The organism is Janthinobacterium sp. C22 (assembly GCF_057919405.1).
Map to the genome: position 1 here is coordinate 6,096,051 of NZ_CP193659.1, position 13,309 is coordinate 6,109,359.

The window sequence follows — 13,309 nt, forward strand, 5'->3', positions numbered from 1 at the left end:
CTCTTTCTACTTCAGTTGTACGCGAGGATCGACCGCCTGGTACAGCAGGTCGGTGAGCAGGTTGAAGAGCATGGTGGCGGCGGCAACGTACACGGTGATCGCCTTGATCACCGGAAAGTCGCTGCGCTCAACGGCCAGGATCACTTCACGCCCGATGCCGGGGATGCCGAAGAAGCGCTCGAGCAGGAAAGCGCCGATCAGCAGGGCCGGCAAGTTCGACATCACATAGGTAATGATGGGAATGCCGGCGTTGCGCAGCACGTGGACCCACATGATGCGGCCTTCCTTGAGGCCCTTGGCGCGCGCCGTGCGCACGTAATCCTGGTTGGCCTCGTCCAGCACGAAGGTGCGGAACAGGCGCAGCGTCGGCGCGATGGACACGGCCAGGCCGATCAGGATCGGCAGGGTCGAATAGCGCAAGAGGTTTTCCCAGAAGCTGTCGCCCCAGCCCTGCACGGGGAACAGGCCCAGTTTATACGCGAAGCCGTACTGGAAGACGATGATGTAGACGAGGATGGAAATCGACATGCCCACCGTGCAGGCGATCATGACGGCGCGGTCCGTCAGCGAACCGCGCACGAAAGCGATGGCCAGCGCCAGCGCCACGCCGAAAAACGTTTCCAGCACGGTCAGCGGGATCAAGACCATCATCGACGGGCCCAGGCGCGAAGTGATGATGTGCGACACGGTTTCGCCCGTGGCCCAGCTTTGACCGAAATCAAAGGTGACGATCTGCTTGATGAAGATCCACAGTTGCACGTAATACGGCTGGTCGACGCCCAGCTGGCGGCGGATGTTGGCGATGCTTTCCGCACTAGACATCTTGCCGGCCAGGATGTAGGCGGGATCGCCGCCCACCCAGTTAAACAGGATAAACACCAGCAGGACCACGCCCAGCATGGTGGGCAGCATCTGCCACAAGCGGCGCAGGATATAAGCAAACATAATGATTCCTTGTTGTTATAAGCGTCGCTTATTTATTGGCCGAGGCCGCAGGAGCTGGCGCCACTGGCGCGCCCGTGCTGTCGATATCCATGTACGCCCATTCCTGGAACAGGATCGGGTGCTTCTTGTAGCCAAGCACCGACTTTTGCGCCAGCATGTTGCGGTAACGCGCATAGCCGATCAGGGCGCCCGCATTGACTTCCAGGCGGCGCGCCATCTTGTGGAACAGCTCGTCGCGCTCGGGGCTGGCCGGCATGGCCTGGCTGGCCGCGTACCATTTATCGTACTCGGGATCCTGGTAGCAGCCATTGTTGTTCTGGTGCGTGTTGGGGCCGTAGAACAGCTGCATGAAGTTGTCGCCATCCGGATAGTCGGCCAACCATGGCGCCGTGCGCGTCTGCATCTTGCACTGCTTTTCCGTTTTTAGAATGTCGGAAAAGATCATGCGGTCGTTTTCCATGCGGATGCCCAGCGAGTTATACGTCTTGCGCCACATTTCCGCCTGCAGCACGCCATTGGCTTCGTTGCGCGAAGCGTAGCGGATCAAGAGTGGTTTGCCGTCCGGCAAGGTGCGCCAGCCGTCGGCGCCCTTCTTGTAGCCGAATTTATCCAGCAGCTTATTCGCCAGCACGGGATCGTATTGCAGCAGGGATTTATAGTGCGGATCGTAGCCGACGACACCGGGCGGTATCGGATAGTCGAGGCGCTTGGCCTGGCCATTCCAGATGATGCGGATTTCCTCGTCGATATTGTGTGCCATGGCAATGGCGCGGCGCAGGGCGATCTTTTCCTTGCTGAAGCCGCCGAGGGTCGGGTCTTCCATGTTCCAGTAGTAATAGCTGATTTCCGGGTCCAGCAAACGTGACAGTTGCACGCCCTTCTCCGCCAGCTCGGGACGCAGCTTGCCGTTCAGCAATGCCTTCGGCGCCAGCGGGCCGTCGAGCCAGAACACGTCCGTGCCGCCGCTCTGGAACGACAGCCAGCGCGACTGGTCTTCGATCATCACGGAAATTTCGATGCGGTCGATGGCGGGAATCCGTTTACCTTGCATCTGGCGCACGATGCGCTGGTCGTCCGGGTCGTCGCCGGCCATGAAATTCCACGTTTCCGGCAAGTGCTGCGGGTTGCGGTTGAGGACAATGCGGTTGCCGCGCGTCCATTCACCGAGCGTGTAATAGCCGGTGCCGACGGGATTCGAACCCACTTCGCCCTTCACGTCGCCGTATTTTTCCACCACTTCGCGCGCCACGGCGGCCGTCGGCACGTAGGCTAGGATCATGGGGAAATTGAAATCGGTCTTGGTCAGCGAGATGCGCAAGGTGTACGGGTCGAGGATTTCCAGTCCCGCCACCTTCTTGCCGTAATCGAGCTTGTTCGACTTGGCCGCGTCCTTCGCCAGGTCGTCCAGGCCCACCACCTTGCCTTCGAACAGCCAGCTGTGCGGCGACGCCAGGCGCGGGTCGAACAGGCGCTTCCACGAATACACGTAGTCGGCCATCGTCAGTTCGCGGCGCTTGCCGCCGAACGCGGCGTCGGGTGTGTACAGGATGCCTTTTTTCAGGCGGATGGTGTAGGTCTTGCCATCAGCGGACACTTCCGGCATGGCGGCCGCCGCGCCGGGCACCACCTTGACGGGGCGCGCCAGGTAGTCATAGGTGTACAGGGTGTCGAAGACGGCCTGCGTGATGTGGTTCGAATACAGGTCGCGCGCGGTGGCCGGATCGAAGCCCGTCTCGGCGGCCGGCAGGATATAGCGCAAGGTTTTCACCGGCGCGGCCGCGGCGGCAGGGGTGGCATCCGCAGCAACGGCGGCCAGCGGCAGGGTGGCCAAGCAGGCGAGCAGCGCCACGCGCCGCATCCATGGTGACTTCATGTAATACCCTTCATCTCGATTATCTGTCGCACCGTATTGGTGCGCTTGTACTGGCTTCCCCTGGGATACAGGATTCCACCGCCAAAACCAGTCCATCCTCGCAAGATCTATGCCTTGTTCATCCCCAGCCGCGCCCGCAGGCAGGCGAGCTGGAAAAAGGCGTAACGATAACGCATATTCCGTTCGCCGGGCGAAAAGCCGCAGCAGGGGCGTGGCGCGCCGCCATGGCCACCCGCCTTGCGGAGCGAATCTTCCGCAGCGCAACAAAGACAAGGCGCCACCATGAAAAACCGGCCTGGCAGTAACCCTTACGGCCTCGAATGACAACCGTTTTTATCGCAGTACGGAAAATACGCATCGCAATGCAACATCAAGATAATTGCAAATATTGAAACACGTCAACATTATAAAAAACACTGTTGTTTCCATGATGAAAGTACATGCGTGCGCGTTGACAAGGTTTCTCGGCAAATGGTCTTATCACTCACGGCAACTGACAGTATGCCGTTTTGACCCACAGCGATTGCCGACGCAGCAATCTTTATCACCCTGGCAAAGCTGTGCCTTACAAGGGCCGGCCGAGCACACTTTCGGAGTTCTGAGAATGATGATGGAAACAGTGATGTCCCGCTCCGTACGCCTGATTTTTTCGGGCAGCGTAGCAGCGTTCAGCCTGGGCATGATGGCTGCGCCGGCAATGGCGCAAGACGCCAATGTACAACGTGTGGAAATTACGGGATCGAGCATCAAACGGGCCACGGCCGAGACCGCATCGCCGGTGCAGGTCATCACCCGCGACGACTTGATGAAATCGGGCAAGGCCACCGTCGCCGAATACCTGCAAACCCTGACCGCCGATGGCGCCGGCTCCCTGCCGACGGGCTTCGGCAACGGCTTTGCCGCCGGTTCCACGGCCATCTCGCTGCGCGGCCTGGGCGCCACCTCGACCCTCGTCTTGCTGAATGGCCGCCGCATGGCGCCGTTCGCGCGCGCCGATGACGGCCAGAAGAGCTTTACCGACCTGTCCACCGTGCCGATGCAGATCGTCGAGCGCATCGAAATCCTCAAGGATGGCGCATCGTCGACCTACGGCGCGGACGCCATCGCCGGCGTGGTCAACATCATCCTGCGCAAGGACTTCGAAGGCCTGACCCTGAAAGGCGACACGGGCATCTCCGGCGACAGCGACGCCAAGCAGCACCGCGCCTCGCTGACCTTCGGCAAGGGCAACCTGGATACGGACAAATTCAACTTCGTCCTCAATGCCGAGTACAGCAAATCGGACATGCTGATGAACAATGACCGCGCGGGACGCAAATGGATAGGCAAGGCCGACCTGCGCCCATACGGCTATGCGATCAACACCCAGTTCGCCGGCGGCTACATCAATGGCAACAACGATGCGAATGCCGCGCCGACGGGCCTGATCCGCGATCCCGTCACCAACAATTACGTGTCCCTGCCCGGCTGCTCCAGCTTGTCCGTTTCCTCGCCGCAAGATCCGAAGGGCGGCTGCCTGTGGCACCACGACCAGTTCCGCTCGATGCAGCCGAAGATCGAATCGATCAACCTGTACACGCGCGGCACCTGGCAAGTCAATGCCGATACCCAGGTGTATGCGGAAGCGGGCTACTCGAAGCGCGATACGGCCTTCACCCTGATCCCGCCATCGATCACGCCGACCATCGCCTTCCCGCCGAACGCCACCAGCCCGACTGGCGTCGTCAACTACGGTTCCGGCGCCGGCACCACCATTGTGCTGGCCGCCAACCATCCGCAGAATCCGTATGGCGTGCCCGTGCGCGTGCGCTACCAGGCCTTCGACGTGGGCGCCAGCACGCGCCAGGCGAACAACGAATTCAACCGCATCGTGCTCGGCGTCAAGGGCAACGCCATGGGCTGGGACTACGATGCCGGCTACACGCATTCGGAATCGAAGCTGCACCTCGATTACAGCAATATGCTGAACATGGCCGTCGTCAAGGATGCGTTGGGCAATCCGAACAGCAAGTATTTCCCCTACTACATCGGCGCGCAGGCGAACAAGAATCCCGCCTCGCTGTACGCGGCCATGGTGACGAACGCCACTTCCGATTCCACCACCAAGCTCGACATCATCGACTTCAAGGCATCGCGCGAACTGATGCAGTTGCCGGGCGGCGCCATGGGCCTGGCCGTGGGCGCGGAACACCGCCGCGACAAGCTCGACAATCCATCGCTGTCCGGCACGCAGGACGGTTCCATCAACTCCAGCTATGTGGCGGCCAAGGGCGACAGCAAGGTCTCGGCCGTGTTCCTCGAAGTGCTGGCGCCCGTCATCAAGACGGTGGAACTGTCGGGCGCCTTGCGTTACGACAAATATGACCGTTTCTCGTCGACCACGCCGAAACTGGGCGCCAAGTGGACGCCGCTGAAGACCTTCGCCGTGCGCGGCACGTATTCGGAAGGCTTCCGCGCGCCGGGCCCGGCGGAAAGCAATGCCAACTCGCAATCGACGGGCACCTCGACCGTCAGCGATCCCGTGCGCTGCCCGGGCGGCACCCGTTTGCCGGGCGCCAATGCCAGCGATTGCGAACTGCAGGTGGCGGCCGTCAAGATTGGCGACCCCAGCCTGAAGCCGGAAAAGTCCAAGGGCTACACCCTGGGCCTCGTGTGGGATCCGTTCAACGATACCAGCCTGTCGCTCGATGCCTGGAAGATCAAGCGCGAAAACGAGATCAACCCGCTGCCGTACAACGAAGCGGCCGCCCTGCCGACGGCCGTCCGCGCCGACAACAACCTGACCATCAATGGCGTGGTGGTGCCGAACACGGGCACCTTGCTGATCACCAAGGCGCCGTACCGCAACTCCAGCTTCACGGAGATCAAGGGGATCGACCTGGACGTCAAGCAGCGCGTGCGTCTGGGCGACTACGGCCGCGCCACGTTCGGCCTGACCTGGACCCACATCGCCTCATGGGTGCGGGCCGAGTCGGCCACCGTGCGCTACCAGTTCGCCGGCACGCATGGCAATTGCGACACGTCCAACTGCGCCGGCACGCCGAAGGACAAGATCAATCTGACCGGCTCGTGGGACCTGGGCAACTGGAACGTCAGCGGCGTGCTGAACTACCGTTCGGACATGAAGAATATCTTGTTTGAAGGCAAGCCATGCGCGTCCAAGCTGGCCGACGGCACGTCCGCGCCGAACGGTTGCAAGCTCGCCTCGTTCACCACGCTCGACCTGTCGAGCCGCTGGAACGTCAACAAACAGCTGCAACTGTTTGCCTCGATCAACAACGTGACCGACAAGATCGCCCCGCTCGACCCGTTGACCTATGGCGGCATGAGCTACAACCCGATGGATGCGAGCGGCGCCATCGGCCGCTACTTCAAACTGGGCGCCAGCTACAAGTTCTTCTAAGCTGACACAAGGCCCCCTGACGCGAGGCGGTGAGCAATCACCGCCTTTTTTCGTCCGCGGCTGTGGCGCCAGTTCACTCATCCACATGCCTATTGCGCCAGCGCAAACCTTACCTGCTGCGCGCCTGTAAAACTCCCGTGCAGGCCACTTGGCCCATGACCAAGCCACAGGAGTGTCAGATGACGCAAACCCGCAGTCCCTCCCCTACCTTGCGCCTGCTGTGCGCAGCCTTGATCGGCGCGTATGGCCATGCGGCCATGGCGCAGGACACCGGCGCCGCCGGCGAGCCGCCCGCCATGCAGCGCGTCGAAGTCACCGGTTCCTCCATCAAGCGCCTCGTTTCGGAAACGGCCACGCCGCTGTCCATCTTCAAGGCCGAGGATTTCGCCAAACAGGGCTTGACGACGGCCCAGGAAGTGCTCAGCAAGATACCCTCGAATTCCTCCAGCATGGGCAGCGGCAATGCCGTCGGCGGCAATACCAGCGGCTTGCCCACGGGCGGCCAGGCCAGCGCCGACTTGCGCGGCCTGGGCGGCGACAAGACCCTGGTCCTGCTCAACGGCAGGCGCATCGCCAACCATCCGTATGACGGCGCCAGCGTCGACCTGAACATCATCCCCATCGCGGCCCTGGAAAGAGTCGAAGTGCTGCGCGACGGCGCCTCGGCCATCTACGGCACGGACGCCATCGGCGGCGTGATCAACTTCATCACCAAGCGCTCCGTCAACGTCACGAATATCACCGCCGAAGTCGTCTCGCCCGAACACAAGGGCGGCGGCGAGCACCGCATCAACCTGTCGACGGGTTTCGGCAAGCTCGACACCGACGGCTACAATATCTTCGGCGTGCTCGACTACCACAAGCAAAATGTGCTCACCTCGCAAGACCGCGATTTTTCCAGGACGGGCATCATTCCCGAGCGGGGCCTGTCGCTGACCAGCGGCACCACCTTCCCCGGCAACTACTTCGATGCGGCGGCCAACGGCGGCGCGGGCCTGGCCGGCAATCCCTACGCGGCCACGGGCTGCAACCCGCCCCTGTCGGTGGCGGCCGCCAACGGCACCTGCCGCCAGGACTACACGCGGCAGATCGACGACTTGCCGGCGCAGGAGCAAGTGGCCTTCTTCGGCAAGGGCGCCTTCAAACTGGGCGGCGGCCATCTGGCCACCGTGGAATACCTGCATTCGGAAAACAAGGTGAAGGCACGCACGGCGCCGCCGCCGCAAACGGGCTTGATCTTGCCCAATACCAGCAAATACTATCCGGGCAATGCGGGCGGCGTGCCGGCCCAGCCGGGCTTGTCGGGTCAGCCGCTGAGCGTCAACTGGCGTCCCGTGGAAGCGGGCCAGCGGCAGATCGATTCGGACGGCAAGGCGGACCGCCTGGTGCTGGCCCTCGAAGGCGAGCTGGCCGGCTGGGACTACAAGACGGGCCTGAGCCACGCCATCAGCAAGTCGTCCGAGAAATTCACGAACGGCTATGTGCAGGATGCGGGCTTTGCCGCTGGCGTGCTGAACGGCATCCTCAATCCCTTCGGCGTGCAGGATGCGGCCGGCAAGGCTTACCTGGACAGCACCGCCCTGCACGGCGAGGTGCAGAATGCCAAGGTCACCACCACTGGCTTCGACATCAAGGGCAGCCGCGAACTGATGCAGCTGGCCGGCGGTCCGCTGGCCATCGCGCTGGGCGGCGAGGTGCGGCGCGAAAAGGCCGACTTCAACGTCAACCGCGATATCGCCGGTCAGGCCGCCAGTTCCGGTCTGTCGGGCTCGCTGTCGAAGAGCGGCTCGCGTACCATCGAAGCTGTCTTCGGCGAAGTCAACTTGCCGCTGATCAAGGACCTGGAAGTGCAGCTGGCCGCCCGCTTCGACCATTACAGCGACGTGGGCAGCACCACCAATCCAAAGCTGGCCCTGCGCTACCAGGCCAGCAGTGCGCTGGTGCTGCGCGGCTCGGCCAGCACGGGTTTCCGCGCGCCCACCCTGTTTGAAAAGAATGCGCCGCCGTCGAAGAACGATACCAACGATTCCTACGACGACCCTATCCTTTGCCCGGGCGGCGTGCCGCAGCCGGGCGCCAATCCCCTGCGCGATTGCGACTTGCAACAATTCAAGCTGCAAGGCGGGAATGAAAAGCTGAAACCGGAGAAATCCACCACCTTCGCCTTCGGCCTCGTGCTCGAACCCGTCAAGGAAGTCACGCTTGCCATCGATTACTGGAACATCCACCTGAAGGACAAGATTTCGTCCTTGCCCGAGCAATCGATCTTCGGCAACTACGAAAAATACAAGGCCTTGTTCCTGCGCAATCCCGATGGTTCGCCCTTCGCCATCCTGGACTTGAACGACAACCTCGGCGAAGTGAAAACCGACGGCATCGACGTCAGCCTGAATGCACGCCTGGGCCGTGGCGCGTATGGCGATTTCAGCGTGTCGGTCGATGGCACGTGGACCCACAAGTACGACTATCAGAACGAGCGCGGCGGGGCCTTCATCGCCAACGTGGGCCGCTATGCGGACAACAATCCCGTGTTCCGCTGGAAACATACGGCGGCCCTGAACTGGCGCATGGGCAACTGGGGCGCCACCGTGTCGCAATCGTTCAAGTCCGGCTACACGGACCAGAACCAGGTGGATCCGCAGTTCCGCCACGATGTGCCGTCGTACAGCCTGCTGAACGTGTCGGGCAGCTACGCGTGGAAAGGCTTGCTGCTGACGGCCGGCGTGAAAAACCTGTTCGACAAGGAACCACCGTTCTCGAACCAGGGCACCCTGTTCCAGAAAGGCTACGATCCGCGCTACACGGACCCGCTCGGACGCGCCTGGTACTTGCGCGGCAGCTATACGTTTTAAGGGAAATTTTCAGATCAAGTGATAAAACAGGCAGCGCTGGCAACAGCGTGCCAGCAACAGAAAAGCGGCGCCATCAGCGATGATGTGCGCCGTTTTATTTTACGCATCTGAGCAAGGCTGACAAGGGCTCACGATACTTTATTGCTGAAGGATTACAAAAAAACAGGGAAATGTTGCATTTCGTCCAAAAACTCCGCGCGAAATTGACAATCTGAATCGTGAATGTTTTGATGAGGGCCCAGAAAATTTACAGAATTTTCATTGGTGGATTTTCAAAAAGGCAAATAAATTGTTGGTGAGCAACAAGTTATTTCAAAATAATTGCCGCCTTTATCACAATAACAAGGAATTTCAGATGATGATAGAAAATGTAATATCGCGGTCGCTGCGCCTGATGTTTGCAGGCGGCATGGCCCTGAGCATGCACGCCGCGTACGCACAAGAAACAACAGATGGCGCCATGCAACGCGTGGAAGTCACGGGTTCGAGCATCAAGCGCCTGGCATCGGAGACAGCGTTGCCGATCACCTCGATCAAGGCTGACGATTTCGCCAAGCAAGGCTTGACGACGGCGCAGGAAGTCCTGTCCACCATTTCCATGAATCAGAGCTCGCAAAGCAGCTCGCAATCCGTCGGTTCCGGCACGGGCGGCCAGTCCGTCGCCGACCTGCGCGGCATCGGCGGCGACAAGACCCTGGTCCTGCTGAACGGCCGCCGTATCGCCAGCCACCCGTTCAACGGTTCGTCCGTCGACCTGAACATCATCCCTATTTCTGCCCTGGAACGTGTCGAAGTGCTGCGTGACGGCGCCTCCGCGATCTACGGTACCGACGCCATCGGCGGCGTGATCAACTTCATCACCAAACGCTCCGTCAAAGGCGGCTCCGTCACGGTCGAACATTACGAGCCACAGAAAGCGGGCGGCGGCGACGAGTCGCGCCTGAACCTGTCCGGCGGCTATGGCGACCTGAACAAGGATGGCTTCAACGTCTTCGGCGTTGTCGACGTGCATCGCCAGTCGGCGCTGAGCACGGCCGACCGTTCCTTCTCGAAGAGCGGCTACATCCCGAGCAAGGGCGTGGATAACCTGAGCGGCACCACCTTCCCCGCCAACTTCTACGATACGGGCAATGGCCTGATCGGCAACCCGGCCTTCGCCGGCGGTTGCGTAGGTGAGAACCTGTACAAGAATACCTCGGGCAAGAGCACGTGCGCCATGGATGTCACGCCATTCATCCAGGCCATTCCGAAAACCCAGCAGGAATCCTTCCTGGGCAAGGCCAGCTTCAAGCTGAACCAGGATCACCTGGCCACCATCGAATACCTGCACTCGCGCAGCACCAACGAAGCACGCATCTCGCCGCCGCCGATGTCGAACATCGGCATCCTCATGTCGTCCAGCTCGCCGTACTACCCAGGCGGCAGCGGCGGCGTGCCAGCCGTGGCTGGCCTGTCGGGCGAGCCGCTGGACATCAGCTGGCGTCCAGTGGCATCGGGCCAGCGCAGCGGCTTCGACACCAGCACCTCGGACCGCCTGGTACTGGCTTCCGAAGGGGTTCTGGGCGCGTGGGACTACAACGTCGGCCTGAGCTACTCCGTCAGCAAGGCCACCAGTGCCTTCACGGGCGGCTACCTGAATGACCAGCGCATCATCGACGGCATCGGCAATGGCATCCTGAATCCGTTCGGCGAGCAGAGCGCCGCTGGCACCGCGTACCTGAAGGATTCCGTCCTGAAAGGCGAATACCTGAGCGCGAAGATGACCAGCACCGCGGTCGATGCGAAGATCAGCCGCGAGCTGTTCAACTTGCCGGCTGGCGCAGTCGGTTTCGCCGTCGGTACGGAATTCCGCAACGACAAGGCCGAATACAATGTGAACCGCGACCTGGCCGGCCAGGCATCGAGTTCCGGCTACGCCGAAGCGCAGAACCAGTCGGGCAGCCGCAACATCTCCGCCATCTTCTCGGAACTGAGCATTCCTGTCGTGAAAGACCTGGAACTGTCGCTGGCAGCCCGTTATGACCACTACAACGACGTCGGCGGCAGCTTCAACCCGAAAGTCGGCGTACGCTGGCAGCCAACGAGCCAGGTGCTGCTGCGCAGCTCCTACAACACAGGTTTCCGCGCGCCAACACTGTATGACCTGCATGGTCCGCAAACCAAGACCTTCACGGCCAACAAGTACGACGATCCACGCCTGTGCCCAGGCGGCGTACCGATCCCTGGCGCCAACAGCAATGTGGCCTGCGGCGCGCAGCAGTACATCCGTTCGGGCGGCAATCCGGACGTCGGCCCGGAAAAATCGAAGACCTTCAGCGCCGGTATCGTCATCGAGCCGACCAAGTCGCTGACCGTCTCGCTCGATTACTTCCAGATCAAGCTGCGCGACAAGATCGGCACCGTGGCCGAACAGACCCTGTTCGACAACTACGCCAAGTATCAAAGCAACTTCATCTATACCGCTGACGGCAAGCTCGACTACGTGCTGGCCACCCTGGGCAACCTGGGCGAAATGCACACCTCGGGCATCGACCTGGGCCTGAACTGGAAATTGCCACGCAGCCAGTATGGCAACTTCACGTTCAACTTCGACGGCACCTGGGTGCAGAAGTATGAATACCAGAACGAACGCGGCGGCGAATTCGTGCAAAACGTGGGCGTGTATGGCGACAATGCACCGGTATTCCGCTGGAGACATAATGCCTCCCTGCAATGGAATCTGGACAAATGGAACGCCACGCTGTCGAACAAGTACATGAGCGGCTACCGCGACCAGAACTATGTCGATCCGCAATTCGAGCAAAGCGTCAAGGCTTACTCGGTATGGTCGCTGTCGGGCGCGTACTCGGGCTTCAAGAACACCGAAGTCACCGTGGGCGTGAAAAACCTGCTGAACGAAGATCCACCGTTCAGTAACCAGATCGGCACCTTCCAGTCCGGCTACGATCCGCGTTACGCCGATCCGCTGGGCCGTACTTTCTACGTGCGCGCCACGTACAAGTTTTAAGCTGCTGCGCAACTGATACCAGCTCAAAACTGAAAAGCCCGGAAAGCTTAGCTTTCCGGGCTTTTTTCATGCTGCGCGCCATGTTATTCCGCGTCGCCCTGCAAGCGGCGCTGCTTCACGGCCGCCGCCAGGTTTTCCAGCACGGCCACGCTGGCGCTCCAGTCGATGCAGCCGTCCGTGACGGATTGGCCGTAGATCAATTCCTTGCCAGGGATCAAATCCTGGCGCCCCGCCACCAGGTGCGACTCCACCATCACGCCGACGATGCGGCCATCGCCGGCGGCCACCTGGCTGGCGATGTCGGCGCACACGGGGATCTGGTTTTCCGGTTTTTTCGAGCTGTTCGCATGCGAGGCGTCGATCATCAGGCGCGCCGCCAGTCCCTGCGCGGCGATGGCCTTGCAAGCGTCGTCCACGCTGCTTGCGTCATAGTTCGGGGTTTTTCCGCCACGCAAGATGATGTGACAATCCTCGTTGCCGTTGGTCGAGACGATGGCCGAGTGGCCGCCCTTCGTGACGGACAGAAAATGGTGCGGTTGCGAGGCGGCCTTGATGGCTTCCACGGCGATTTTCACATTGCCATCCGTGCCATTCTTGAAGCCGACCGGGCACGACAGTCCCGACGCCAGCTCGCGGTGCACCTGCGATTCCGTCGTGCGCGCGCCGATGGCGCCCCAGCTGATCAGGTCGGCGATGTATTGCGGACTGATCACGTCGAGGAACTCGGTGCCAGCTGGCAAGCCCAGCTCATTGATATCGCGCAACAGTTCGCGCGCCATGCGCAAGCCGTCGTTGATGCGGAAGCTGTTGTCCATGTACGGGTCGTTGATCAGGCCCTTCCAGCCCACCGTGGTGCGCGGCTTCTCGAAGTAGACGCGCATGACGATTTCCAGTTCGCCCGCGAACCGCGCGCGTTCCTTGACCAGCAGGCGCGCATATTCCATCGCCGCCTTGGTGTCGTGGATGGAGCAAGGCCCGATCACCACCATCAGGCGGTCATCCTGGCCGTGCAAAATACGGTGCAAGGCGATACGGGCGCTGGCGGCGGTCAGTCCGGCTTGCTCCGAGCAGGCGAATTCGCGGATCAGGTGGGACGGCGGGGTCAATTCCTTCATTTCGCGAATTCGCAGATCATCAGTGCGGGGCATCATTTTCTCCAAAATTTAAGGAAGGGTAAAACATCCGGGTAAAAAAACCGCCATCAGTGGCGGTTTTTTAGAATTTGCTGG

At 61.1% G+C, this 13,309-nt stretch carries 6 protein-coding genes; 3 read left to right on the forward strand and 3 right to left on the reverse strand.

Going from position 1 to position 13,309, the window contains the following annotated elements; all coding sequences use genetic code 11:
* Positions 1-6: 6 nt before the first annotated feature.
* Together ACRHIG_RS28705 and ACRHIG_RS28710 are read right to left on the reverse strand one after the other, a co-directional pair.
* Positions 7-945, reverse strand: coding sequence for an ABC transporter permease (locus ACRHIG_RS28705; RefSeq protein WP_071079183.1), 939 nt, complete (start codon positions 943-945; stop codon positions 7-9).
* Positions 946-973: 28 nt separating this feature from the next.
* The gene (locus tag ACRHIG_RS28710; protein WP_489628717.1) at positions 974-2,818 is read right to left on the reverse strand and encodes an ABC transporter substrate-binding protein; all 1,845 of its coding nucleotides are present in this window, start codon (positions 2,816-2,818) and stop codon (positions 974-976) included.
* A 622-nt stretch (positions 2,819-3,440) separates the two neighbouring features.
* Here ACRHIG_RS28710 and ACRHIG_RS28715 point away from each other — a divergent pair.
* The 3 genes from ACRHIG_RS28715 to ACRHIG_RS28725 all read left to right on the forward strand — a co-directional run bounded on the left by ACRHIG_RS28715 (position 3,441) and on the right by ACRHIG_RS28725 (position 12,080).
* Positions 3,441-6,221: a TonB-dependent receptor gene (locus ACRHIG_RS28715; protein WP_489628718.1), complete on the forward strand. Its 2,781-nt coding sequence runs from the start codon at positions 3,441-3,443 to the stop codon at positions 6,219-6,221.
* A 179-nt stretch (positions 6,222-6,400) separates the two neighbouring features.
* Positions 6,401-9,073: a TonB-dependent receptor gene (locus tag ACRHIG_RS28720; RefSeq protein WP_489628719.1), complete on the forward strand. Its 2,673-nt coding sequence runs from the start codon at positions 6,401-6,403 to the stop codon at positions 9,071-9,073.
* A 355-nt stretch (positions 9,074-9,428) separates the two neighbouring features.
* Entirely contained in the window at positions 9,429-12,080 is a 2,652-nt protein-coding gene (locus ACRHIG_RS28725) for a TonB-dependent receptor (RefSeq protein WP_475416409.1), read from the forward strand.
* Positions 12,081-12,163: 83 nt separating this feature from the next.
* On the opposite strand, the gene aroG is transcribed toward ACRHIG_RS28725, so the two are convergent.
* A complete protein-coding gene (gene aroG, locus ACRHIG_RS28730) occupies positions 12,164-13,228 on the reverse strand; it encodes a 3-deoxy-7-phosphoheptulonate synthase AroG (RefSeq protein ID WP_489628720.1) in 1,065 nt (354 codons plus the stop codon).
* Positions 13,229-13,309: the final 81 nt, after the last annotated feature.

What these genes read in the sequence shown, in the direction of transcription:
- ACRHIG_RS28705 (WP_071079183.1), bottom strand. Translation starts at nt 945, where the DNA reads ATGTTTGCTTATATCCTGCGCCGCTTGTGGCAGATGCTGCCCACCATG.
- ACRHIG_RS28710 (WP_489628717.1), bottom strand. Translation starts at nt 2,818, where the DNA reads ATGAAGTCACCATGGATGCGGCGCGTGGCGCTGCTCGCCTGCTTGGCC.
- ACRHIG_RS28715 (WP_489628718.1), top strand. Translation starts at nt 3,441, where the DNA reads ATGTCCCGCTCCGTACGCCTGATTTTTTCGGGCAGCGTAGCAGCGTTC.
- ACRHIG_RS28720 (WP_489628719.1), top strand. Translation starts at nt 6,401, where the DNA reads ATGACGCAAACCCGCAGTCCCTCCCCTACCTTGCGCCTGCTGTGCGCA.
- ACRHIG_RS28725 (WP_475416409.1), top strand. Translation starts at nt 9,429, where the DNA reads ATGATGATAGAAAATGTAATATCGCGGTCGCTGCGCCTGATGTTTGCA.
- aroG (WP_489628720.1), bottom strand. Translation starts at nt 13,228, where the DNA reads ATGCCCCGCACTGATGATCTGCGAATTCGCGAAATGAAGGAATTGACC.